This window comes from Pseudomonas sp. Pdm06, assembly GCF_014851795.1.
Classification (GTDB): domain Bacteria; phylum Pseudomonadota; class Gammaproteobacteria; order Pseudomonadales; family Pseudomonadaceae; genus Aquipseudomonas; species Aquipseudomonas fluorescens_AA.
In genome coordinates, this window is record NZ_JACVAH010000014.1 from 139,058 (window position 1) to 163,219 (window position 24,162).

General features: G+C 62.7%; 25 protein-coding genes. 21 read left to right on the forward strand and 4 right to left on the reverse strand.

Translation table 11 applies throughout. From position 1 onward, the window contains the following. The first annotated feature begins 169 nt into the window (after positions 1 to 169). Genes IB266_RS21995 through IB266_RS22025 form a run of 7 tightly spaced genes read left to right on the forward strand, consistent with a single transcriptional unit; the run spans position 170 to position 6,464 of the window. Positions 170 to 847 carry a thermostable hemolysin gene (locus IB266_RS21995; RefSeq protein ID WP_192262419.1) on the forward strand — a complete coding sequence of 226 codons (678 nt, stop codon included), beginning with the start codon at positions 170 to 172 and terminating at the stop codon, positions 845 to 847. Then, positions 837 to 2,318, forward strand: a complete 1,482-nt coding sequence (locus IB266_RS22000) for an AMP-binding protein (protein WP_192262420.1) — start codon at positions 837 to 839, stop codon at positions 2,316 to 2,318. Before IB266_RS21995 ends, IB266_RS22000 begins: the two co-directional genes overlap by 11 nt. Beyond that, on the forward strand, positions 2,315 to 2,989 hold the full coding sequence (locus IB266_RS22005; RefSeq protein WP_192262421.1) for a TenA family transcriptional regulator: 675 nt from the start codon (positions 2,315 to 2,317) through the stop codon (positions 2,987 to 2,989). The genes IB266_RS22000 and IB266_RS22005 overlap by 4 nt, the downstream gene beginning before the upstream one ends. After that, the gene (locus tag IB266_RS22010; protein WP_060741853.1) at positions 2,976 to 3,785 is read left to right on the forward strand and encodes an SDR family oxidoreductase; all 810 of its coding nucleotides are present in this window, start codon (positions 2,976 to 2,978) and stop codon (positions 3,783 to 3,785) included. Before IB266_RS22005 ends, IB266_RS22010 begins: the two co-directional genes overlap by 14 nt. Next, positions 3,782 to 4,426 (forward strand): tetratricopeptide repeat protein, encoded by a 645-nt coding sequence (locus IB266_RS22015; RefSeq protein ID WP_192262422.1) that lies wholly within the window; start codon positions 3,782 to 3,784, stop codon positions 4,424 to 4,426. Before IB266_RS22010 ends, IB266_RS22015 begins: the two co-directional genes overlap by 4 nt. Before the next feature lie 11 nt (positions 4,427 to 4,437). Next, a complete protein-coding gene (locus IB266_RS22020; RefSeq protein ID WP_192262423.1) occupies positions 4,438 to 5,100 on the forward strand; it encodes a response regulator in 663 nt (220 codons plus the stop codon). Continuing rightward, the gene (locus IB266_RS22025; protein ID WP_192262424.1) at positions 5,097 to 6,464 is read left to right on the forward strand and encodes an ATP-binding protein; all 1,368 of its coding nucleotides are present in this window, start codon (positions 5,097 to 5,099) and stop codon (positions 6,462 to 6,464) included. The genes IB266_RS22020 and IB266_RS22025 overlap by 4 nt, the downstream gene beginning before the upstream one ends. Before the next feature lie 20 nt (positions 6,465 to 6,484). Here the strand turns inward: IB266_RS22025 and IB266_RS22030 are convergent, their stop codons facing one another. The 3 genes from IB266_RS22030 to IB266_RS22040 all read right to left on the reverse strand — a co-directional run bounded on the left by IB266_RS22030 (position 6,485) and on the right by IB266_RS22040 (position 8,867). Continuing rightward, on the reverse strand, positions 6,485 to 6,904 hold the full coding sequence (locus IB266_RS22030; protein ID WP_192262425.1) for a DUF6691 family protein: 420 nt from the start codon (positions 6,902 to 6,904) through the stop codon (positions 6,485 to 6,487). A gap of 2 nt (positions 6,905 to 6,906) precedes the next feature. Then, positions 6,907 to 7,341 (reverse strand): YeeE/YedE family protein, encoded by a 435-nt coding sequence (locus tag IB266_RS22035; RefSeq protein WP_192262481.1) that lies wholly within the window; start codon positions 7,339 to 7,341, stop codon positions 6,907 to 6,909. 182 nt (positions 7,342 to 7,523) lie between these two features. Next, positions 7,524 to 8,867 carry an OprD family porin gene (locus IB266_RS22040; protein ID WP_192262426.1) on the reverse strand — a complete coding sequence of 448 codons (1,344 nt, stop codon included), beginning with the start codon at positions 8,865 to 8,867 and terminating at the stop codon, positions 7,524 to 7,526. 309 nt (positions 8,868 to 9,176) lie between these two features. Between IB266_RS22040 and IB266_RS22045 the strand changes: the two genes are divergently transcribed. The 6 genes from IB266_RS22045 (at position 9,177) to IB266_RS22070 (ending at position 15,657) form a co-directional block, all read left to right on the forward strand. Continuing rightward, positions 9,177 to 9,908 (forward strand): GntR family transcriptional regulator, encoded by a 732-nt coding sequence (locus IB266_RS22045; RefSeq protein WP_192262427.1) that lies wholly within the window; start codon positions 9,177 to 9,179, stop codon positions 9,906 to 9,908. A gap of 122 nt (positions 9,909 to 10,030) precedes the next feature. Beyond that, positions 10,031 to 11,320 (forward strand): MFS transporter, encoded by a 1,290-nt coding sequence (locus IB266_RS22050; protein WP_192262428.1) that lies wholly within the window; start codon positions 10,031 to 10,033, stop codon positions 11,318 to 11,320. Between the two features lie 28 nt (positions 11,321 to 11,348). Continuing rightward, positions 11,349 to 12,179, forward strand: a complete 831-nt coding sequence (locus IB266_RS22055) for an amidohydrolase family protein (protein ID WP_192262429.1) — start codon at positions 11,349 to 11,351, stop codon at positions 12,177 to 12,179. Between the two features lie 195 nt (positions 12,180 to 12,374). Then, on the forward strand, positions 12,375 to 14,558 hold the full coding sequence (locus IB266_RS22060) for a PAS domain S-box protein (protein ID WP_192262430.1): 2,184 nt from the start codon (positions 12,375 to 12,377) through the stop codon (positions 14,556 to 14,558). Further along, complete coding sequence (locus IB266_RS22065) at positions 14,555 to 14,956, forward strand: response regulator (protein ID WP_192262431.1); 402 nt, start codon at positions 14,555 to 14,557, stop codon at positions 14,954 to 14,956. The genes IB266_RS22060 and IB266_RS22065 overlap by 4 nt, the downstream gene beginning before the upstream one ends. Positions 14,957 to 15,213: 257 nt before the next feature. Continuing rightward, complete coding sequence (locus IB266_RS22070) at positions 15,214 to 15,657, forward strand: HIT family protein (RefSeq protein ID WP_192262432.1); 444 nt, start codon at positions 15,214 to 15,216, stop codon at positions 15,655 to 15,657. Between the two features lie 36 nt (positions 15,658 to 15,693). On the opposite strand, the gene IB266_RS22075 is transcribed toward IB266_RS22070, so the two are convergent. Continuing rightward, positions 15,694 to 16,551 (reverse strand): LysR substrate-binding domain-containing protein, encoded by an 858-nt coding sequence (locus tag IB266_RS22075; RefSeq protein WP_060741881.1) that lies wholly within the window; start codon positions 16,549 to 16,551, stop codon positions 15,694 to 15,696. A gap of 242 nt (positions 16,552 to 16,793) precedes the next feature. Between IB266_RS22075 and IB266_RS22080 the strand changes: the two genes are divergently transcribed. From IB266_RS22080 to IB266_RS22115, 8 genes are read left to right on the forward strand one after another with little or no spacing between them, the layout of a single operon-like run. After that, positions 16,794 to 17,636 (forward strand): transporter substrate-binding domain-containing protein, encoded by an 843-nt coding sequence (locus IB266_RS22080; protein ID WP_192262433.1) that lies wholly within the window; start codon positions 16,794 to 16,796, stop codon positions 17,634 to 17,636. Positions 17,637 to 17,690: 54 nt separating this feature from the next. Further along, entirely contained in the window at positions 17,691 to 18,542 is an 852-nt protein-coding gene (locus IB266_RS22085) for a transporter substrate-binding domain-containing protein (RefSeq protein WP_192262434.1), read from the forward strand. After that, entirely contained in the window at positions 18,539 to 19,963 is a 1,425-nt protein-coding gene (locus IB266_RS22090; RefSeq protein ID WP_192262435.1) for an FAD-binding oxidoreductase, read from the forward strand. The genes IB266_RS22085 and IB266_RS22090 overlap by 4 nt, the downstream gene beginning before the upstream one ends. After that, on the forward strand, positions 19,960 to 21,171 hold the full coding sequence (locus IB266_RS22095; protein WP_192262436.1) for an aminotransferase class I/II-fold pyridoxal phosphate-dependent enzyme: 1,212 nt from the start codon (positions 19,960 to 19,962) through the stop codon (positions 21,169 to 21,171). The genes IB266_RS22090 and IB266_RS22095 overlap by 4 nt, the downstream gene beginning before the upstream one ends. Then, on the forward strand, positions 21,168 to 21,902 hold the full coding sequence (locus IB266_RS22100) for an amino acid ABC transporter permease (RefSeq protein ID WP_192262437.1): 735 nt from the start codon (positions 21,168 to 21,170) through the stop codon (positions 21,900 to 21,902). The genes IB266_RS22095 and IB266_RS22100 overlap by 4 nt, the downstream gene beginning before the upstream one ends. Continuing rightward, positions 21,892 to 22,680 (forward strand): amino acid ABC transporter permease, encoded by a 789-nt coding sequence (locus IB266_RS22105; protein ID WP_192262438.1) that lies wholly within the window; start codon positions 21,892 to 21,894, stop codon positions 22,678 to 22,680. The genes IB266_RS22100 and IB266_RS22105 overlap by 11 nt, the downstream gene beginning before the upstream one ends. Then, positions 22,667 to 23,503, forward strand: coding sequence for an amino acid ABC transporter ATP-binding protein (locus IB266_RS22110; protein WP_060741888.1), 837 nt, complete (start codon positions 22,667 to 22,669; stop codon positions 23,501 to 23,503). Before IB266_RS22105 ends, IB266_RS22110 begins: the two co-directional genes overlap by 14 nt. 13 nt (positions 23,504 to 23,516) lie before the next feature. Continuing rightward, positions 23,517 to 24,116, forward strand: a complete 600-nt coding sequence (locus tag IB266_RS22115) for a cysteine dioxygenase (protein WP_192262439.1) — start codon at positions 23,517 to 23,519, stop codon at positions 24,114 to 24,116. Positions 24,117 to 24,162: the final 46 nt, after the last annotated feature.

Sequence of the window (24,162 nt, forward strand, 5' to 3'; positions counted from 1 at the left end):
AAGGTGGATATTTATCGGGTTTTGCCTACTGTACTACGGAAAAACAAACAAAGGCAGCCCGTGTTTGATCGGACTATTTCTCAAGCGTACGCAAACTTCCCATCTTCAGACTTCGTTAAGAAACGGCCTCGATACTTCTCCCCAATAGCCCGAGGGAGAACGTTGCGCCATGCCCGATTTTGACTGGAACATCCACTTGCCGCTGGCCTTCGGTGACGCCGGGCTGCCGGCTCGCCACTTGTACCGAGCCTTGCCGGGACAACTGCGGCGGGCTGAGTTCGAAGCGTTCATCCAACAGCGTTTTCGCCAGGTCCACGGTGCCGATATTCGTCACTTCATGCCGGAGCTGTTCGGGCTCGACGATGTCCACGGCACGCTCTGCGCAGCCGCTGGCGTGCGCCGGGCCGCACAGGGGCCGCTGTTCCTCGAACATTATCTGGACAGCCCCATCGAGCCTTTGATCAGCGCCACCGCCGACCGTCCGGTGGACCGCGCCGGTATCGTCGAAGTCGGCAACCTGGCCGCCAGTGACACGGGCAGCGCCCGGCTGAGCATCATCGCGATCACTTATCTGTTGGCCATGGGCGGCCTGGAGTGGGTTGCGTTCACTGGCAACATCGGCCTGGTCAACAGCTTCCATCGCCTCGGCCTCAAGCCCGTGACCCTGTGCCCGGCCGATCCGCAGCGCCTTGGCGAGGAGCGTCACCTCTGGGGGCGTTACTACGAAAGCCAGCCGTGGGTTCATGTCGGAAACATCCGCGCCGGTTTCATTCACCTGCGCAATACCGGCCTGTTCACTCGGCTGGGACTGTCGACGGATCTCGGGGAGACCAGCCATGTCGCCTGAGATGGAACGGTTCAAACGCACCCTGCGTGGGTATGCCGAGCGCAGGGGCCACGCTATTGCACTGTGGGGCGACGGTTCGCAGCTCGACTACGCAACGCTTTATTCCGAAGTGGTGTACCGCCAGCAACGCCTGCGCGATGAACACATCAGCGTTGTCGCCCTGGCCCTGGACAACGGCATCGAAGCGATGCTCTGGGACCTTGCCGCGCTGTTCGAAGGGCTGGCCTGCGTCATCCTGCCCGGTTTTTTCAGCCAGGCTCAACGTCGCCACTGCCTGGAGCAGAGCCAGGCCGAGCGGGTGATTGCCGAGCCTGCGTTCGAAACGGAACTGCAAGCCGCCGGATACCAGCACAGTGGCGAGTTCTGGCGGCGGTATTTCGACGGGCCGAGTCGTCTGCCGACAGGCACCGCCAAGCTGACCTTCACGTCCGGAACCACTGGCACGCCCAAAGGCGTCTGCCTGAGCGCTGACAGCCTGTTGCGGGTGGCCCGTGAACTGGAACAGGCCAGCCAACCGGTCGAGGCCCGGCATCACTTGGCGTTGCTGCCCCTGGCGATTCTGCTGGAAAACCTTGGCTGCTACGCGGCGTTGTATGCCGGTGCCATGCTGAGCCTGCCCAGCCAGAGGACGCTTGGCATCCAGGGCGCCAGCGGGGTCGACCCGACGCGCCTGCTGGGATGCCTGGCCGAGCGTCGGGCGCAGAGCCTGATCCTGGTTCCGCAACTGCTGTTGATGTTGGTCACGGCTGCCGAACAGAAGCTGTTCAACCCGCACATCGTGCGATTCGCCGCCGTCGGCGGGGCACGGGTGTCCCACGATTTGTTGCAGCGGGCCCAGCGCGTCGGCTTGCCGGTGTTTGAAGGCTATGGGCTGTCGGAATGCGCCTCGGTGGTGTGCCTCAATCGGCCACAGGCTCATCGTGCCGGCAGTGTCGGCCAGCCGCTGCCCCATGTGGAGATCCGCTTGGCCGATGACGGCGAAGTCCTGATCAAGGGCTCGACGTTGCTCGGTTACCTGGGGGAGCCTGCGCACGCCAGCGAGTGGTGGCCCAGTGGCGACCTGGGGGCGTTCGACGAGGACGGTTTTCTTTACCTGCGCGGTCGCAAGAAACACCAATTCGTCACCAGTTTCGGTCGCAACGTGAACCCCGAATGGGTTGAAGCCGAACTCACCCAGGGCGGTGACATTGCCCAGGCCTTCGTTTATGGCGAAGCCATGCCGCACAACCATGCACTGCTCTGGCCCGCCCGGGCCGACTGCACGGATCAAACGCTGGAGCTGGCCGTGGCCAAGGCCAACGACACGCTGCCCGACTACGCGCGGGTCCATCACTGGACGCGCCTGGACCAACCCTTCAGCGCTGCCAACGGCATGCTCACCGCCAATGGCCGGCCACGCCGGGAAGCCATCGTGGAGCGGTACCGGGCGCAGCTCACTTCACCCGTCTTGTCCGAGGAATCCCCATCATGAGTTTTTTTGACACGTTGCAAGCCGCTACCCAGCAAGAGCGCCAGACCCTGTTCAATCTGCCGATCATTCGTGACGCCCTCGACGGCCAGGTCAGCCTGGCCAGTTACCGGGGCTTCCTGATCCAGGCGTATTACCACGTGCGCCATACGGTGCCGTTGATGATGGCGTGCGGGGCGCGCCTGCCAATGCACCTGGAATGGCTGCGCAAGGCCGTGTGCGAATACATCGACGAAGAGTACGGCCATGAGCAATGGGTGCTGGATGACATTGCCGTGTGCGGTGGCGATAAGGAAGCGGTGCGCAACGGCCAGCCTTCGTTACCCATCGAGCTGATGGTCAGTTACCTCTATGACTTGATCGCCCGAGGCAATCCGGTTGGCCTGTTCGGCATGGTCAATGTGCTGGAGGGTACCAGTATCGCCCTGGCGACCCATGCCGCCGACAGCATCCGCCAGCGCCTGGAATTGCCGCCCACGGCGTTCAGTTACCTCAGCTCCCATGGATCGCTCGACGTCGAGCATATGCAGACCTATCGCGGCCTGATGAACCGCCTGGACGATCCGGCGGACCAGGCTGCGGTGATCCATGCCTCCAAGGTGGTGTACCGGTTGTACACCGACATGTTCCGGGGCCTGCCTCGTGACGGGGAGCCTGAACATGCGCCTGTGTGATGCGCGTGTCGTGCTGACCGGCGCCAGCGGTGGAATCGGCCAGGCCATCGCCGCTGCCCTGTGCGCCAGTGGCGCGCGGGTGCTGGCCGTCGCCAGGCATCGCGAAGCCTTGCAGCCGTTGCTGGAGCGTTATCCGCAGCACTTGAGCTGGGTCGAAGCCGACCTGACCTTCCTCGCCGACCGACGCAAAGTGCTGGTCGCCGCCGAGGCCCAGGGCGGCATCAACCTGCTGATCAATGCCGCCGGCGTGAACCACTTCGCCATGCTCGAACAACTCGACGACAGCGAGATCAACGCCATGCTGGCGCTGAACATCAGCGCGCCGATCTGCCTGACCAAAATACTGTTGCCGCTGCTCAAGCAGGCCGACAGCGCGATGGTGGTGAACGTCGGTTCGACCTACGGATCAATCGGCTACCCGGGCTACGCCAGTTACTGCGCCAGCAAGTTTGCCTTGCGCGGTTTTTCCGAAGCCTTGCGCCGGGAGTTGGCCGACACCCGTATCGGAGTGCTCTACGTGGCGCCCCGGGCCACCCGTACATCGATGAACAGCCCGGCAGCCGACGCGCTCAACCAGGCCCTCAAGGCCAACGTCGACGACCCGCAAACCGTGGCGGCGGCGGTGATCCACGCGATTATCGGCGACCGGCGCGAGCTGTATCTGGGCTGGCCTGAACGCTTTTTCGTCGGCCTCAACAGCCTGCTTCCCAACTTGGTGGATCGGGGGCTGCGCAAGCAATTGCCACTGGTCCGTCGCCTCAGTCGCAAACCTGAAAACGAGCACCTCAAGCCATGAAAAAAATCCTCGCTTGTCTATTGATCGGCACCCTGAGCCAAAGCGTCTGGGCATTGGAGGCGGCCGACCAGCAACGTCTCAGCGACATCCAGCAGCGCTGGGCCCACATTCAATATGAAGTGCCAGAAGGCCAACGCGCCGACGCGTTCGAAAAGCTCGCGACCCAGGCCTCGGCATTCAAGCAGGAGCGCCAATCGGTGGCCGAAGCATGGATCTGGTCCGGCATCGTCAACAGCAGTTGGGCCGGTGCCAAGGGTGGGCTCGGTGCGTTGGGCAAGGTCAAGGACGCCAAGGGCGACCTGGAAAAAGCCCTGACCCTGGACCCCAAGGCCCTGCAAGGCTCGGCCTACACCAGCCTCGGCGCACTCTACGACCGGGTGCCGGGCTGGCCCCTGGGTTTCGGCGACTCGGACAAGGCCGAGCAATTGCTCCAGCAGGCGTTGCAACTCAACCCGAACGGCATCGACAGCCTGTACTTTTGGGGCGATCACCTCTACCGTCAGAAACGCTACAGCGAAGCCAAGGCAGCGCTGCAAAAAGCCTTGCAGGCAGCGCCGCGGCCGGGTCGGGAAACGGCCGATGCCGGGCGCCGCAAGGAGATCGACGCGTTGCTGGTGGATGTGAACAAGCAGCTGAACTGACAGGAGCGCGTGTGCGTTTATTACTGATCGAGGATGATGTGGCCTTGGGGGAGGGCATCCATCAGGCCCTGAGTCGCGAAGGCTATACCGTCGACTGGTTGCAGGACGGCAGCAGCGCCTTGCATTCGCTGCTCAGTGAAACTTTCGACCTGGCGGTGCTTGACCTTGGCTTGCCACGCATGGACGGCCTGCAGGTGTTGCGGCGCTTGCGTGACAGTGGTTCCAACCTGCCGGTGCTGATCCTCACCGCCCGCGATGCCACCGAGGATCGCATCGCCGGGTTGGACGCCGGGGCTGACGACTATCTGGTCAAACCCTTCGACCTGGCGGAACTCAAGGCCCGGCTACGGGCCTTGTTGCGCCGCAGCGCCGGCCGCGCCCAAGCGTCAATCGAACATGCCGGCATCAGCCTGAACCCCGGCACCCAGCAAGTCAGTTACCAGGGCAAGCCGGTGGCCCTGACGCCCAAGGAGTATCAGTTGCTCCATGAACTGCTCTCGCCGCCGGGCCGCGTCATGACGCGCGATCATTTGATGCAGTTGCTCTACGGCTGGAGCGAGGAGGCCGAGAGCAACACGCTGGAAGTGCATATCCATCACCTGCGCAAGAAATTCTCCACCGACCTGATCCGTACCATTCGCGGTGTCGGTTACCTGGTGGAGGAGCGCCGATGAGTTCGATCCGGCGGCGTACCCTCACGTTGATCCTCGGCCTGCTGTTCCTTGGCCTGTTGATCATCACGGTATTCAACCTGCATGACAGCAACCACGAAATTGCCGAGGTCTACGATGCCCAATTGGCGCAGAATGCCCGGCTGCTGCAGGGTGTGATGCGCATGCCGATGGCGAGCAAGGAACACGCCGAGCTGTATCAGGCGTTCAATTCGGCGTTGGGGCAGGCGGTGCCTAAAGTCGACGGTCATCCCTATGAAAGCAAGATCGCTTTCCAGGTCTGGAACTCACAAGGTTCGGTGCTGGTTCATACCACCAGCGCACCGTCGTTCACCTCACCCCCGGTTGCGCCCGGTTTCAGCGAGATCGTGGACCAGAAGAACCGTAAGTGGCGGGCGTTCGTCCTGGACGACGCGCAATACGGGTTGAAGATCTGGGTGGGCGAGCGCGACGACGTGCGTGCCGACTTGGTCGACCGCATTGTTCGTCACACCGTCGTGCCCAACCTGATCGGCAGCGTGGTGCTTGCCGCGGTGATCTGGCTGGCCATCGGCTGGGGGCTCAAGCCCCTGGTCGACATGGCGGCGAAGTTGCGCGCCAGGCATCCCGGCTCCCTGGAACCCTTGCAAATGATGCCGCTCCCTACGGAGCTTGAGCCCATGCAGGCGGCACTCAACCGTGTCTTGGCGCAGATCCAGGAGGTGATGGGCCGTGAGCGGCGTTTCATCGCCGACGCCGCCCATGAAATGCGTACGCCCTTGGCCGTACTGCGGGTGCATGCACAGAACCTGATGGAGGCGGGGAGCGAGCAAAGCCGTCGCGACTCCCTGGAACACCTGATTGCCGGGGTCGACCGCACCACGCGCCTGGTCAACCAATTGCTCACCATGGCACGGCTTGAACCGCAGGCAGGCGTTCCGACGCCGGCGGTCATCGACCTGGCCGCCACGGTTCGGGCGAGCCTGATACAACTGACCCCCTGGTTGTTGAGCAAGGGGCTCGAGCCGGTGCTGGATGTCAGCGATGACATCGGTCCGGTTCGAATCGACCCGGTGGCTATCGACATCGCCTTGAACAACCTGGTGACCAACGCGGCCAATTTTTCTCCGGCCAACGGCACGATTACCGTACGCCTGGCCAGGAAGGGCGATCACTACGAGCTGTCTGTCGAAGACCAGGGGCCGGGTATCGACGAGGCCGAGCGTGAGCGGCTCTTCGAGCGGTTCTACAGTCGTGGCAATGACCAGGGCGCCGGGTTGGGGTTGACGATCGTGCGCACGATCGCCAATCGCCTGGGTGGCCAGATCCGGCTGGAGAATCGAGTCGAACGTGGCCTTTGCGCGACGTTGGAGATTGGTCGCTTTTAGCACCCATCAGCGATTCAGGCTCAGCGGCCCCGTCGATTTTCCAACACCGTGAACAGCATCATGCCGGCCAGCATGGCCAAGGCGAAGACGATGGCTTGCCAGTGCCCTGTCAAAAGGGTTGCCACGGCAGGGCCTGGGCAGATGCCGGCGATGCCCCAGCCTATGCCGAACACCAGGGCGCCGCCGATCAGGCGCTTGTCCAGTTCACGCTTGGCTGGCAGTTGCATGGGGCGGCCCAGCAGCGAGTGGCTGCGCTGGCGTGCCCAGGTCAACGGGATGATGGCAGTGCCAATCGCGCCAATCATGACCAGGGCCAGGGATGGATCCCAGGCGCCAGCCAGGTCCAGGAACGCCAGCACCTTGCTCGGATTGGTCATGCCCGCCAGGAGCAGGCCGAAGCCGAACAACAGCCCGGCCATGAATGCGCTCAGTTTGAGCATGTTCAAACCCCCAACCAGTGACGCAAGACAAACACCGTGGCGAAACCGCTGAGCATGAAGCAAGCGGTGGCAACCATCGAGCGCGGCGAAAGGCGGGACAGGCCGCACACGCCATGACCGCTCGTGCAACCTGAACCGTAGCGGGTGCCGATGCCCACCAACAGGCCGGCGATGATGAGACCGGCCGCGCCGCTCTGGAACTCAATCGCTGGAAGGCTGGCAAACAACCCCCAGAAAAGTGGCGCGACGAGCAGACCGAGGAGAAACAGCGCTTTCTCACCGAGGCCTTCCGCGCTCCGTTGCAGAAGACTGCCGATCAGGCCGCTGACGCCGGCGATACGCCCATTGGCGACAACGTACAGGCCGGCCGCCAGGCCGATCAGCATGCCGCCGGCCAAGGACGACCAAGGTGTGAAGTTGAACCAGTCGATGTGCATGAGTCTTTCCCCCAGCATGCGGGTGTCCGGTGGCTGAACCGATGCTTTCAGCCGACTTGCTGCGGCGCAATCACCCACACCGCTGCACGGCAGCTTGTACAGCAGCCCTTCCACGGTGCTACCGATCAGCTTGTCCAGGCCACTGTAGCGCACGCGCCCCATGACAATGACATCAATCAACGTCAGAACGGCCCCAGCTTGAGCGGGTACTCAATGACGATATACAGCCGGTCGATGTCGTCTCCGGCCTGGGCGCTGTTGGCGCGATGGGTGACATGGGACAGTTGCAGCGACAGGTCCTTGGCCGGGCCTGACTGCACGATGTAGTGCAGGTCCAGGTCGCGCTCCCAATGGCGTCCGCCAGCGCCTTGTTGCGGGCTGTAAGTGCCGGTGTCGCTATCGAACGGGTTGTAGGCACCGCCTTGGGGGGCATGGCTGCCGTCGATTCCGCGTCCAGTCACATAGCGGGCCATGAAGCTCAGGCCGGGGATGCCCAAGGTGCCCAGGTCGAGGTCGTAGCGCGCCTGCCATGAGCGTTCGCCGGGGCCGTTGAAGTCGGCATATTTGATCGAGTTGGCCAGGTAGATGGAGTCGCCGCCGACGAAATCGAAGGGCGTGTCGCCGTTGATTTTCTGATAGGCCAGGGTGAACGCCTGGGCATTGAGCCGGTACTTGCCGCTCAGGCTGTAGGCTGTGGTGTCGATGGCCCCGGCGTTGGCCTTGCCGTAGTCGCGGGTGTGATACAGGTTGCCGTCAAGGAACAGTTCGCCAAGGGTGATATGCAGGTTGGCATAGTACTGGCGCCAGGTATCGCTCAGTTCGGAGGCGTAGAGCGCGCCGCCCAGGGCTTGGCCGGTGAGCAGGTCGGCGCCGATGAAGTCGATGGCGCTGTTGCGCGTCGTCGCGCCATACCCGGAAAAATCACCCTTGCCGGTCGAGGCGTCCTGATTCTTGAACGCACTGAAGTGACCCGCCTGCAGGTCGACCCCGTCGAACTCGCGGCTGGAGAGCAGCAGGCCGCTGGCGTATTCGGGTTGCAGGCGCTTGTCTGCGGTATCGAATACCGGGCTCTGCACGGTCATTTCGCCGAGCGCCAGGGTGGTGCGTGAGGTGTTGAGTTTCAGCGCGCCGCCCGCACTGGAGTAATGCTCCTCGCTTCGCCCGCTCTCATCCAGCGGCAATAATCCCGTTCCGGAATGCCCCTTGCCGCCGTCCAGTTTCAACCCCAGGAACCCGTGGGCATCGATGCCTACGCCGATCGTGCCGGGGGTGAAACCGGACTCGAACGAGGCGATGAAGCCCTGGGCCCACTCCTGTTTGTAGCTTTTGCCTGCCGGGGTCGGGGCGCGATAGTCGTTGTTGAGGTAGAAGTTACGGCTGAGAACTTCCAGCGTCGCCCCGTCGAGGAAGCCAGGCGTGCTTTGCGCGAGTTCCGCTGCCATCGCGGGTGCGGTGCTGCTTGTGAGCAGGGCAAGCAGCCAGAGCGGCTTCAGGGCGGCGGTTGAGTGGTGGGGTGCAGGCAACATGCTTCATTTCCATGTGAAATTGGGCGGGCGAAGGGGCGGTACTACGCGCCGCCAGTGGGAAATGCCCGGCGCACCGCAGGGTGGGCGGACAGCTTTGCGCTTGAGCAAACAGGTCTGGGCAGAGGGCTTCATTCTTGGGCGTGGGGCGCGAGCGTGCGAGTTAAACGTTGTTAATTGCGGGCGGCTGCGTCATTGGATTCACCATTCGTCAACGAGACACCCTGGCACTTCTTGACAGCCATCGAGCCTGGGTAAATACTCGCCGTGCATATTCATATATATGACTAGATAACAAGGTGAATAAGGTCAATGAACTCTCTCTCCAGCGATGTCCGCCTGCCGCTTTACCAACGTTTGCGCGACCAATTGGCCGAGCAGATCGCCAATAACCGCTGGCGCCCGGGGGAGGCGATTCCGACCGAGGCCGCCCTTTCAGCGGAGTACCAGTTGTCGACCGGCACAGTGCGCAAGGCCATCGATGCGCTGGTCAGCGAGGGCATCCTGGAACGCCAGCAGGGGCGCGGTACTTTCATTCGCCGGCCGCAGTTTCAATCGTCGTTGTTCCGTTTCTTCCGTTTTCAAAGCGCTTCTGGCGAACGCCGGGTTCCCGAGAGCCGGATCTTGTCCGTGGAACCGGTGGCCGCGCCGTCGGCGGTGGCCCAGGCGCTGGGGTTGCCGGTGGATGCGCCGGTGATTCGCCTGGTGCGGGTGCGTCTGCTGGAAGTGGAGCCGGTGCTCGCCGAAGAAATCTGGTTGCCCCGTAGCCGCTTCCAAGCCTTGCTCGAAATCGACCTGAGTCAAAAGGGCCCGTTGCTTTACCCCATCTATGAAGAGGTTTGCGGCCAGGTTGTCGCCTATGCCGAAGAAACCCTCACCGCCGAATCGGTGAATGAGGTGCACGCAAGATTGCTGCAGGTGCCGGTCAACAGCCCGGTGGTGGTGATCGAACGCCTGGCACGGGACTACGCTGGCAATCCCCTGGAGTGGCGACGCTCTCGCGGGCATGCCGAGCACTTCCGCTACCGCGTGGAAATTCGCTGACCCGACCCGGCTAGCGGCGAGTCGGTCGCCGCTGTCCTTATCGTTTTGTTTGCCATGACTGGCCCTGTAGCGGCGCGGTTCGCTCTCGGCTGCCTTTCGTTCCACTTACAAGGATAAGAATCATGTTCAGTTGGTATCGCCAAGTCACTGCGCGGGAGCGCAAAACGTTTTGGGCTTGTTTCGGCGGATGGTCGCTCGACGCCTTGGAAGTACAGATGTTCGGCCTGGCGATACCGGCGTTGATCGCCGCGTTCGCCCTGACCAAGGGCGATGCCGGGCTGGTCAGCGGCGTGACCCTGGTCACTTCGGCCATTGGCGGCTGGGTCGGCGGGACGCTGTCGGATCGCTACGGTCGGGTGCGCACGCTGCAATGGATGATCTTGTGGTTTTCGTTCTTCACCTTCCTGTCGGCGTTCGTCACTGGCTTCCATCAGTTGTTGATCGTCAAGGCGCTGCAGGGCTTCGGAATTGGCGGGGAATGGGCCGCCGGCGCGGTATTGATGGCCGAGACCATCAACCCCAAGTACCGCGGCAAGGTCATGGGCACGGTGCAGAGCGCCTGGGCGGTGGGTTGGGGGCTGGCGGTCGGCGTCTTCACGCTGATCTACTCCCTCGTACCGCAGGACATGGCCTGGCGGGTGATGTTCGTCGTAGGCCTGCTGCCATCGTTCCTGATCATCTGGGTGCGGCGCAATGTTGAAGAGCCCGACAGTTTCCAGCGCCTGAAAAAAGACAACGTCATCCCGCAGAGTTTCTTCAAATCCCTGGCCGGTATCTTTCGCCCCGAGTTGATCCGCGTGACCTTGTTTGGCGGGTTGCTGGGGCTAGGGGCGCACGGTGGTTACCACGCCGTGATGACCTGGCTGCCGACCTTCCTCAAGACCGAGCGCAACCTGTCGGTGCTCAACTCAGGTGGCTACCTGGCGGTGATCATCTTCGCCTTCTGGTGCGGCTGCGTAGTCAGTGGCCTGTTGATCGATCGCATTGGCCGTCGGAAAAACATCGTGTTGTTTGCGCTGTGCTGCGTGGTCACCGTCCAGTGTTACGTATTCCTGCCGTTGACCAACACCCAAATGCTGTTCCTGGGGTTCCCGCTCGGCTTCTTCGCGGCCGGTATTCCGGCGAGCCTCGGGGCGTTTTTCAACGAGTTGTACCCGGCGGATGTGCGCGGCGCCGGCGTGGGGTTCTGCTACAACTTCGGCCGGGTGCTCTCGGCGGTGTTCCCGTTCCTGGTCGGCCACATGAGCGATTCCATGTCCTTGGGCTCGGCCATTGGCATCGACGCCGGGATTGCCTACGGCGTGGCGGTGATCGCAGCGCTGTGCCTGCCGGAAACCCGCGGCCGCAGCCTGGAAGCCACTGCGGCATCGGCGCCTGTGGTTGAGCAGGACAGCCAGAGCGCCCGGGCCTGATTTCCCTTATTGTCGATAGATGAGACCCATGGTTGATACCTGTACCAAACCGATGACCGGCATTGACTGCCACGCCCACGTGTTCAGTCGTGAGCTGGAACTGGCCGCTGTCCGGCGCTACACACCCGACTATGACGCTACGCTCGCTCAATACCTGGGCCACTTGCACGCCCATGGCTTGAGCCATGGCGTGTTGGTGCAGCCGAGTTTTCTCGGCACCGATAACCGCTACCTGCTGGCCGCACTACGGCAAGCGCCGGAGCAGTTGCGCGGGGTCGTGGTGGTGGAGCGAGACGTCAGCCGCGCCGAGTTGGACGACATGGCCCGGCTGGGCGTGGTCGGTGTGCGCTTGAACCTGATGGGCAAAGCCTTGCCTGATTTTCGTGACGCCGCCTGGAGCGGCTTGTTGGGCCACATCGCGGAACTGGACTGGCATGTGGAGTTGCATGCCAACCTGGTGGACTTGCCGGGGTTGATGGCTCAGCTGTTGCCATTGGGCATCAAGGTGGTGGTCGATCATTTCGGCCGCCCGGATGCGTGTTCGGGGCTGGATCAACCTGGCTTTGCCCAATTGATGGCGCTGGGGCAGGGCGGGCAGGTGTGGATGAAGGTGTCCGGTATCTATCGATTGGGCGCAACGGCCCCGCAGAACCTTGAATTCGCCCGCGCCTCGTTGACGTTGCTGGAGCGCAGTTTTGGCCCCGAACGCCTGGTGTGGGGCAGCGATTGGCCGCACACTCAGCATGAAAAACATGTCGGCTTCGAGACGGTCATGGCACAGTTGCGCGCGTTGGAATGTTCGGCGTCGCAGATGCATGCGTTAATGGTCCAGGCACCCCAGGCGCTCTTCAAGTTTTGAGGCGCGAAGGTGGTGGCGTCGAGTTTTCCTGAACTCGCTCGATGAATAGCGATCTAGACTCCATTGAAGCCCTGTGAACAGTCGCCTTATCGGCCTTTGAAAGGGAATTCTGCGAGGCTGAAACCACCGACCCGGGCGATGCACCGGGGCGAAGGACAGCGAGGGTGTTTCAGCCAGGCGGTTTGAGGATGACTGATGTCGAACATTGAAGAGCTACCCACGCAAACCCATGCGCCGAGCGAATACGAAAGCTTGATCGCAATGGGGACGAGCGCGCTCGATGCCATTCCCGGTGCAGTGTACCTCTGCGATCACCAGGGGTGGCTCGTCCGGTACAACAGCGAGGCGGCCGAGCTGTGGGGAAGGGCGCCGGCACTCGGAGAGAACGGCGACCGTTTTTGCGGCGCCCATCGATTGTTCCTGGCCGATGGCACGCCGCTGGCATTCGAACACTGCCCGACGGCCGCGGCGCTCAATACAGGCATTGCGCCGCGCAACCAGGAAGTGATCATCCAACGCCCGGATGGCTCGCGGTTCGTGGCGCTGATGAACATCCGCGTCCTCCGGGATCGCTGGGGCGTGATTCAAGGGGTGATCAACTGCTTCCAGGATGTTTCGGCGCACCATGCCATGGCCGAGGAGCTTCGGCGCAAGAGTGCCGACCTGGAGGACTTTTTCGAAAACAGCGCCGTGGGCCTGCATATCGTCAGTGGCGAGGGCATCATCCTGCGCGCCAACAAGGCGGAGCTGGCGCTGCTGGGTTATCCGGCAGAGGAATACATCGGGCGGCACATCACCGAGTTTCATGTCGATGAACCGGTTATCGACGATATCCTCACCAAGCTGGGCAGTGGCGACTGTCTGGAGAGTTATCCGGCGCGCCTGAGGGCGAAAGACGGCTCGATCAAGCATGTCACCATCACTTCGAACGGGCGCTTCGAGGACGGAAAGCTTTTCAACACCCGTTGCTTCACCATCGACAGGAGCTGCGTCCACGCGGCCGAGGCGGCACGCCAGGACAGCGACGACCGGCTTTCAGCGACCTATGAGGCGGTGACCATCGGGATTTCCGAAGCCGATATCGACGGTCGCTTGCTCCGGGTGAACGACGCCCTGTGCAACATGTTGGGCCGGTCGCGGGAGGAGCTCCTGTCGATGACATTCCTGGACTACACCCACCCGGACTGCATCGCCCAGGATGCAGGGTTGTACGCCCGCCAGGTGGCCGGTGAACTGGATAACTACGTGCTGCGCAAGCGCGCCCTGAAGCCCGACGGCGAGGTGGTCTACCTCGACATTCACAGCTCGTCGGTGAGGGACGCCAACGGTACGTTTCGTTATGGCGTGCGGGTGCTGCAGGACGTCACGCTGGCGCGGCGGATGGAAAACCAGATCCGCGAAAGCGAACGGCACATGCGCAATCTGCTCGAAGCATTGCCTGCCGCGGTGTACACCACCGACGCCGAAGGACACATCACGTTCTACAATCGCGCCGCTGTCGAACTGTCGGGGCGCACCCCGCAGTTGGGCGACATGTGGTGTGTGACCTGGAAGCTGCTCAACACGGACGGAACCGCGCTTCCCCACGATCAATGCCCGATGGCGGTGGCGCTGAAGGAAAACCGGCCGATACGCGGCGTCGAGGCCATCGCGGAGCGGCCGGATGGCAGCCATGTACCGTTCACGCCGTTTCCCACGCCTTTGCATGACGCCGATGGAAACCTGGTGGGTGCCATCAACATGCTGGTCGATATTTCCGAACGAAAACAGGCGGAGAACCGCCAGAAAACGCTGATCGATGAGCTCAATCACCGGGTCAAGAACACCCTGGCCACGGTGCAATCGCTGGCGGCCCAGACCGCGCGCAATGCCGAGGATGCGAAGGACGGCTACAGGCGTTTCGAGGCCAGGCTGTTGGCATTGTCGCGTGCACACGATCTGTTGACCAAGCGCCATTGGGGGCAGACGCCACTCGACACCCTGGCCCATGAAGTGCTGCTGCCGGTCTTTGGGCATGAGCCTGGCCGTGTCGTGATCGAGGGCGCTTGCGTGGACATCGGCACCCGCGTGGCGCTCAACCTCACGATGACCCTCAATGAATTGGCGATCAACGCGCTCAAGTACGGGGCCATGTCGGTGGAGACGGGGACGCTTGCCGTCACCTGGCACCTGCAGACCCAAGCGGACGGAACGTGGCTGACCCTTGACTGGCAGGAGCGTGGAGGGCCGCTGGTATCCCCGCCGGAACGGGAAGGGCTGGGTTCACGCCTGATGACGCGCTGCATCGAGCGCGACCTGGGTGGTACGTTTGACCTCACCTATGCCCCACAGGGCGTTTGCTGTCGCTTTTCGTTCCTGATTGGAGCGGACGGGGCATGAGCCCATTGGCTGGAACCCGGGTGCTGGTCGTCGAAGACGAAGGCGCGATTGCCCTGTTGATCGAGGAGATGCTGGAAGAGTTCGGATGTGAAGTGGTGGCCTCGGTCGCCCGGCTCGCTGCTGCGTGTGAAATCGCCGGCTCGGTGCAGGTGGACCTGGCGATCCTGGACGTCAACCTGGCTGGCGAGCGTGTGTTCCCGGTGGCCGACATTCTTCGCGAGCGCCAAATCCCCTTTCTGTTCAGCACCGGATACGGCGCCAGCGGGCTGCCGGCCGAGTACGCCGCGCGGCCGGTTCTGCACAAGCCGTTTTCGGAAAGTGAATTGCGGCAGAAAATGGCCGTTACGCTGAAGGAAGCCGGCGAAAGCGCCCCGACCTTCAGCCCTGATGCCAACTGACTCGCCGCCATCGCGAGCAAGCTCGCTCCCACAATGGCCGGCGGTGGACCGTGATTGAGTGCCTCCCACAAATCCCCTGTGGGAGCGAGCTTGCTCGCGATAGCGATCCGGCCTCCAGCACCGTACCAACGGATGCAACACCCTCTCCAGCAAGCCCAGCCCTGACGTTCAAGCAGGCCTTTACGAGACGTTGCCACTGGACTGTGCTAAATCTCTTACCGGCAACCCACCTCTCCACACCCATTCAAGGAGTGAACATGAGTCTCCACGGTCACTACGATCCGCAGAACATCTTTGCGCTGATCCTTCGCGGCGATGCGCCGTGCTACAAGATTTACGAAGACGCCGATGTGCTGGCCTTCCTGGATATCTTTCCTCAATCGCGCGGCCATGTCCTGGTCATCCCCAAAGCCTCCCAGGCACGCAATATCCTTGAAGTCGAGCCCGCTGTCCTCGGCGCGATGATGTCTGCCGTGCAGCGCCTGACGCGCATCATCGTGGATGAGTTGCAGCCGGACGGGGTCCAGGTTGCGCAGTTCAATGGCGCTGTGGCCGGGCAGACGGTCTTTCACATTCACGTGCACATCATTCCTCGCTGGGAAGGTGAGGAGCCGGGTGTGCATGGCCGGGGCAAGGCCGATCCCGAGGAGCTGGAAAAACTCCAGGCTCGCCTGGTCGAGCGCATTCGCTCAGGGGCCTGACGCCGGGCAAGATCCTGCGACGGGGTACGGGCCGTATCAGTTCCCGTGCCCCTGGTTGCTGCGGATCAACTCGTAAGCCCGGCGTACCAATGGATTGACCGTATTGGGTCGAATCCACAGGTGATAAGTCACGTCCGGGAGCCGCGGTAAACCATCGTTTTCCCCCAATACCCGCATGTCCGGGCCGAGCATTTCCATACTGCGTGGGGTAACCCCTAGGCCCGCGCGGGTCGCGGCCTTGATGCCGATCAGGTTCGAGGCCAGGTAGGCCTGGCGCCAGGGAATCTTGGCGCGTTCGAGCGCCTCGAGGGCATAGCGGCGATAGATGCTGGGCTCATCCACCAGAATCAGCGGCAACGGTTCGCCGGGGTTGTGCAGGTACTGGGCCGAGCAGATCCACCACACCGGTGAGGTGCGCAAGGCGAAGCCTTCAAGGCTCGGATCCTGGCGGGTGGAAATGATCATGTCGACCTTGCCTCGATGCAGGTCGTCCATCAGGAACGGACTGCGTCCGACATCGATTTCCAGGCGCAAGCGCGGGGCCGAGCGGGCGATGTGACTGAGGATCGGGGGCAGGATGGTGTCGGCGATGTCGTGGGGCGAACCGATGCGCAGCACGCCGCTGAGGCTGCTCTCACGCAGGGAGCTGAGGACGTCGTCATTGAGCGATAGCATCTGTCGCGCATGCCGCAGCAATTGCTGGCCGGCTTCCGTGAGCTGTTTTTGCCGTCCGCGTTTTTCGAACAGGCTTACCCCGACCTGCTGTTCCAGGCGTTGCATGTGCTGGGTCACTGAAGATTGTGTGCGAGACAACTGGGCGCCGGCTTCGGCGAAGCTGTGGTGATCGACCACGGCGATGAAGGTGCGCAGTAATTCGAGATCGAGGGTCGACATGGCGGTTGCTTCACATCAAGGGTGCAAACCTAAACATTACAGATTTTTATGGGTTGAGGGGAGTCTTGCGACGGGGGCTTGACTGCAAGCCAGTAAAACAGCGGTTATAAGTTTTTCGCCTGGAAACCAAACCCTGAAAGTTATAACGATATTAGATATTTGAATTTCCTTTGCCTCCAAGTGCTACCTAGGATGCCCACTCATCAGGTCGGGGGACGCCGGCCATCCATGAGGGGAAATCCATGTTGCTCGAGCGCTCACCCGTAAAACGATTGTTGCCTGTCATGCTGGGCGCCTTGATTTCATTGTCAGCCGTCAACATCGCCCAGGCCGATGCCACCCTGGACAAGATCGAACAGCGCCACGAACTGGTGGTGGGTGTTCTGCTATCTGGTGGCCCGTTCGGCGGCATCGACCCCGCCACCCAGAAACCGCGCGGCTTGAACGTCGACCTCGCTCAGGAATTGGGCCGGCAACTGGGCGCCGAGGTGCAACTGGTGCCGGTATTGCCCGCCAACCGCGTGCAGTTCCTGCAGCAGGGCAAAGTCGATGTGCTGATCGCCAATATGGAATGGACCGCCGAGCGCGGTGAAATCCTCGGGTTCGTACCCACGCCGTTCTACCGCGTCGGTGGTACCGCGGCGGTGCTCAAGGACAGCACGATCAGCCGCTGGGAAGACCTGAAGAATCAACCGGTGTGCACCTCCCAGGGCAGCAGCTACATCAAGCCGCTCACCGAGTTGGGCGTCCAGATCAAGGCTTTCAAGAGTTCCTCGGAATCACTCCTGGCACTGCGTGGCAACAACTGCGTTGCGGCGGTGCACGACGCCACGCTGATCAATCCACTGATTGCCGACAACGCCGAATGGCAGGGTTACCGCGCCCTGAGCCCGGAGCTGAACCCGGCGCCCTCGGTGATCTGGACGCGCAAGGGTGAAAGCGATACCCAGGCCAAGCTTGATCCGATCATCAAGCAATTGCACCGCAGCGGCTGGCTGATCGAGGCCCAGACCCGTAACCGCATCACCCCGGCGTCACCCGCCTTGGTGGAGTTGCAGAAACAGTTCCAGGCCAACGGCGCCTGAGGATCATCACGCCTGTTTTCTCTCTTCAACCACCGACGTTCAAGGTCATTGCCCATGATTTCATTTTTCGCACCACGAACCCTGGTCAGCCTGTGCCTGGCGTGGTCCGTCGGCTGCGCGGCCAGCCTGGCCCAGGCCGATGCCACGCTGGACAGGATCGAGCAGCGGCATGCCATCAGCGTCGGGGTGATGCTCAGTGGCGCGCCGTTCGGCACCATCGACCCCAAGACAGGCGAGCACCTGGGCTACAACGTCGAGTTGGCCCAGGGCATCGGCAAGGCGCTGGGGGTGGAGACCCAGACCGTGTCGGTGCTGGCGCCAAACCGTGTGCAATTCCTGCAACAGGGCAAAGTCGACATCCTGATCGCCAACATGCAGTTCACCGAAGAGCGTGGCGAGATTCTCGACTACGTGCCGACGCCCTATGAAGAGGTCGGTGGGGCGGCGCTGATTCGCAAGGGTTCCGGCATCCGCCAGTGGGCCGACCTCAAAGGCAAACCGGTATGCGTGTCCCAGGGCAGCAACTTCATCAAGCCCCTGCAGGAAACCTACGGCGCACAGATCAAGGCTTTTCGCAGCCAGTCCGAGTCACTGCTGTCGTTGCGCGGCAATGGCTGCGTGGCAGCGGTCCACGTGAGCCCGACCCTGCATGCGCTGTTGAGCGAAGCCGAATGGGCCGGTTATGAAATCCCGCTGCCGGGGGATCTGATCCCATCGAATTCGGTGATCTGGCTGCGCAAGGGCGAGCACGACACCCAGGCCAAACTCGATGCCATCGTGCGCGACTGGCACCGCAGCGGCTGGCTGATCGAGCTGGGCGAGCGCACCGGCATGGCGCCGTCCCAGGCCTTGCGTGATCTGCATGCCAAGTACAGTCAGGCGGCCCCCCTGGCCGCGCAACCATGAGCCAGTCGTTGTTTTTGACGTTGCAGGCACTGGTCGGCGCCAAGCATGTACAGGGCAGCGAAGACGCCGCGCCGTACCTGACCGACAAGCAGGGTCGTTACGTCGGCCAGGTGATTGCCGCGGTACATCCGGCCAGTACCGAAGAGGTCGCGGCGGTGGTCCGGGCTTGCGCCGCGACTGACACACCGGTGGTGGTGCAGGGCGGCAATACCGGATTGATGGGTGGCGCCACCCCGGACGCCAGTGGCCGTGCCGTGTTGCTGTTGCTCGACCGAATGAATCGGGTACGCGCCGTGGACACCGACAACGACACCCTGACCGTCGAGGCGGGCTGCATCCTGCAAACCGTCCAGGACGTTGCCCGCCAAGCCGGTCGCTTGTTCCCCTTGAGCCTCGGTGCCGAAGGCAGTTGCACCCTCGGCGGCAACCTGGGCACCAATGCCGGCGGCACCGCGGTGCTGCGCTACGGCAATACCCGTGAATTGACCCTGGGCCTGGAAGTCGTGACCGCCCAGGGTGAAGTTTGGGATGGCCTGCGCGGCTTGCGCAAGGACAATACCGGCTACGATTTGCGGGACCTGTTTATCGGCAGCGAAGGCACGCTCGGCATTATCACCGCCGCGACCCTGAAGCTGTTTCCGCTGCCCAAGGCCCAGGCCACCGCGCTTCTGGCGTTCGACTCCCTGGAGCAGGCAGTGGCCTTGTTGTCCCATGCCCGCGCCGGCTTTGGTGCCAGCCTGACGGCCTTCGAGTTGCTCAGTGCCGAGTGCCTTGCACTATTGCGCGAGCAGTTCCCCGACGGTCCGCGTCCCTTCGCCAGTGCTCGCCAGCCTTGGTTCGCGCTGTTGGAACTGTCCGATAACCACAGTGAATCCCATGCACGGGAAGTTTTCGAGCAGGTACTGGGTGAAGCCTTCGAGCAGCACCTGCTGGCCGATGCGCTGATCGCCGAAAACCTCGTCCAGAGCCAGGCGTTCTGGCAGCTGCGGGAAAACATGAGCGATGCGCAAAAGCGTGCCGGTCGCAACATGAAGCATGATATCTCGGTGCCGATTTCCCAGGTCGTGGCGTTTGTTGCCCATACCGACGCGCTGTTGCAGGAGCGGTTTCCCGGCGTGCGGCATTACACCTTCGGTCACTTGGGGGACGGCAACCTGCATTACAACGTCGCCCATCCGCTGGACTCCACGGTCGACGCGCACATGGCCCATTACGCCGCCCTCAGCCGACTGGTCCACGACAGCGCCCACGCCCATGGCGGCTCGATCAGTGCTGAACACGGGATCGGCCAGCGCAAGGTGAACGAGCTGGGGCGTTACAAAAGTACCGTGGAACTGGACCTGATGCACCGGATCAAGCAGGCCCTGGATCCGCGCAATCTGCTCAATCCGGGCAAGGTCCTGGAGCAAATTCAGCCATGACGCTTTACCTGTCCAAGCGCATGCAGCGTGTCTCGCTGTCCGCCAATGCCGCCGCCAAGTCCCGGGCCACGGCCCTGCGTGACGCCGGTCGCGACATTCTCGACCTGACCACCGGTGAGCCGGATTTCGATACGCCGGCGCACATCAAGCAGGCCGCCTATGCCGCCATTGCCGCCGGCGCCACCAAGTACACGCCGACGCCGGGTGTGAAGGCCTTGCGAGTGGCGGTGCAACGCAAGCTGCGCACGGAAAACCAGCTGGACTATCCGCTGGCATCCATTGTGATTGCCAACGGTGCGAAACAGATCATCTTCAATGCCTTCGCCGCGACCCTCGATGACGGCGACGAGGTGCTGGTACCGACGCCATACTGGCCGTCCTTTCCGGACAGCGTGCGCTTCAACGGTGGTGAGCCGGTGTTCATCGAATGTGGGCTGGGCCAAGGCTGCAAGCTCACGCCTCGACAACTGGAGCAACACATCGGCGAGCGCACGCGCTGGCTGATCCTCAACAGCCCCGGCAACCCCAGTGGCGCGGTGTACAGCGAGGCAGAACTGCAAGGTTTGGCCCAGGTGCTGCGCCGACATGCCCACGTGTTGATTCTGCTGGATGAACTCTACGAACATATTCGTTTCGACGGGCGCCCATCCCAGAACCTGCTCAACGTCGCGCCGGATTTGCAATCGCGCTGCCTGCTGGTGGGCGGGGTGTCGAAAACCTATGCCATGACCGGTTGGCGCATCGGTTTCGGTGCCGGGCCGCAAGCGCTGACCGATGCCATGACCGTGGTGCAATCGCAATCGACCTCCGGGGCGTCCTCGGTCGGCCAGGCGGCGGCCTTGGCGGCCTTCGAGGGCGGGCTGGATTTCTTGCCGGAACAGGTCGCGGCCTATCGTCAGCGCCGTGATGTGCTGGTGAGCACCTTGCGCAATGTCGAGGGCCTTGAAGTCCTCGAGCCTCACGGTGGTTTTTTCGTCTTTGTGTGCTGCGCCGGGTTGTTGGGGCGCTATCGCCCGGACGGTCAGCGGCTGGAGCACGATGCCGATGTCGTTGCGTACCTGCTGGACGAGGGCGTGGCTGGCGTTGCAGGCAGTGCCTATGGCTTGTCGCCGTGGTTTCGCCTGTCCATCGCCACGGCGACTGAAACCGTCGCCGAAGCGGGCCGCCGTATTGCCCACGCCTGCGGCCAATTGAGGGGCGAACCATGACCCATTGGCTGGAGCAATTCGTCCATTGGAGCGCCGGACTCGGCCTCAACTACAACTTTCTGCTCGATGCCTATCAGCGCGGCACGCTGGAGCAGGGCGCGTTGACCACGGTGTTGCTGTGCCTGCTGACCATCGTCGGCAGCCTGTTGGCGGGCGTCGGCCTGGCGGCGCTGTTGACCTCGGGCAAGGCCTGGCTTGCAAGGCCTGCGCGGGTGTTTGTCGAAGTCACGCGCAACACGCCGACCCTGGTGCAGCTGTATTGCGCCTTCCTGGTGCTGAACATGCTGCTGACCGAGGCCGTCGGTACGGCCAACCCGCTGACCCCCTTCGCCTGGGTGGTGATCGTGATCTCGCTGCACAAGGGCGCGTTCCATGCCGAGGCGCTGCGGGCCGGCATCGAGGCCGTGCCCACGGTGACCCTGGAGGCGGCCAGTTCGCTGGCCTTCAACAGCCGCCAATTGTTATGGAACGTGCAACTGCCCCTGGCCCTGCGTTTTGCCTTGCCGTCGCTGATCAACAACCTGATCGACTTGGTGAAAATGACCGCCGTGGCCTCGGCCATTGCCGTGGGCGACATCACCTATGCGGCCATCATGATCTGGACCCAGAGCGATAACGTGCTGGAGCTGATGATCCTGATCCTGGGCTTTTTCGGCCTGTTGAGTTTCACCGTCAACTGTGTGGGGCGCTATCTCGAAGCGCGCCTGAGGATGCCCGGCTATGGCCATTGATTCGTCCGTCATCGCGCCACTGGCCTGGCCGCGGCGACATTTCGGCAAAGTGCTGCTGGGGCTGGCGACGTTGTCCTGGCTGGTGTATGTCGCCCCGCACAGTCCGGTGTTCAAGGCCTTGTTGCAATGGTCGCCGGCCCTGGCCGCAGGGTTCGGCCAGAACATTCTCATCAGCCTGCTGGCCATTGGGCTGGGTTCTGCGGCGGGGCTGTTGGTCGGTGCCATGGTCCTGTCGCCCCTGCGCTTGCTGCGCTGGCCGGCGCGGATCTGGGTGCAGGTCTTCCGCAACGCGCCCTGGCTGGTGCTGATCTACTTCACTACGTATGTGTTCCCGTTCGAGGTTCGTATCGGCAGTACCTATGTCGCGTTCCCCGACTGGGTCAAGGTCACCCTCGGCCTGGCTTTGCCCGCCAGCGCCAATGTCGCGGAAATCTTCCGTGGCGCCATCGCCTCGATTCCCAGCACCCAATGGGAGGCGGCGCGTTCCCTGGCGTTCACCCGTGGGCAGATTTTCCGCTCGATCATCCTGCCGCAGTGCTTCAAGCGCATGTTGCCGCCGTGGATGAACCTCTACGCGGTGATCACCATGGGCACCGCACTGGCTTCCCTGGTGGGCGTGCACGACGTGATCGACACCGCGCAGATCGCCAGCAACACCGTGAACCTGACCGGCTTCACCGTGGTGATCTACCTGAGCCTGCTGGTGCTGTTCTTTGCTTATTGCTACCCGATTTCCCGCCTTACCCAATACCTGGAGCGACGTTATGCCTTCTACTGAAACCGTCGCCGAACCCCTGGTCAGCCTGCGCGACCTGCACTTGTCGTTCGGCAGCAACCCGGTGCTCAAGGGCATTGACCTGGACGTGCGCCGTGGCGAAGCCGTGTCGATCATCGGCCCTTCCGGCTCGGGCAAGTCGACGATCCTGCGTTGCATCACCGGCCTGTTGCAACCCCAGCGCGGCAGCATCCGTGTTGGTGCCACCGAGGTCCACACCCTGGCCCAGGAAGCCCAGCGCATCGAGTTGCGCAAGCGCGTGGGGTTTGTGTTCCAGCAGTACAACCTGTTCCCGCATCTGTCGGTGCTGGAGAACCTGGTGATTGCGCCGCGCAAGGTCCTGGGCCGCAATCGGGCCGACGCCGAGAAAGATGCCCGCGCCTTGCTCGCCAAGGTGCGCATGGAGCACAAGGCCGATGCCTATCCGGGACAACTCTCGGGCGGCCAGCAACAACGGGTGGCGATTGCCCGCGCCCTGGCGATGCGGCCGGAGCTGATCCTGTTCGATGAAGTGACCTCGGCCCTGGACCCGGAAACGGTCGGCGAGGTGTTGACGGTGATTCGCGAGCTGACCGAGGAGGGCATGACCTGTGTACTGGTGACCCACGAAATGCGTTTCGCCGAGGAGATCAGCGATGTCGTCTATTTCACCGAGAACGGCGTGATCGTCGAGCACGGTAGCGCCGCGCGGATTTTCCAGCACCCCACCAGCGAGCGCACCCGGGAGTTTCTGCGCCATGCCTTGGGTGACCCGGGGCGGCGGCCGCCCATCGCCGATGATCCTTACCTGTTGACCAACCTGAGTCGCTACAGCCTGTCTGTCTAAAAAGGAGCCTGCCATGACCACCCCTGACCGTGCCGATATCATCGAGAACTTCCTCAAGGAAGTGCGCGTCATTCACCAGCGTGGCGTCGACCGAGCCGCGCTCAAGCAGATTGTCGTGCTGCTGGAAGCCCTGGCCGAGCGCCGCGACCTGTTCAACTTCGAGGCCTTTCCGGCACCGGAACCGGGGCAGGGCAGCACCGCGTTTCGCTATCGCCTCAATGACGACGGCGACACCCCGACGCTGTACCTGAACTCGCTGCTACCGGGCAAAAGCACCATCCCCCACAACCACGAGACCTGGGCCATCATCAGCGCCATTGAAGGCCAGGAAATCAACTACGTCTATCAACGCGATGATGAGGGTCGCGAACCGGGATACACCACCTTGCACCTGGAAAAAGAGGTAATCGTGCAGCCCGGTACATCCATCGCGTTCCTGGGTGAGGACCTGCATGGCATTCGGGTCGCAGGCGAGCAACCGACCCTGCATTTCCATCTCTATGGCTTGCCGCTGGAGTCACTCAACGGCCGTTACGGCGTCGAAGCCGACGGGCGCATCCTCAATTACAACGCCTCGCAAATGGCCCCGTCGATCAAGGCCTATGCCCACTGACGCCAACCTTGCGTTCCAGTCACTCCATTTTTCCAGCGGGACTCCC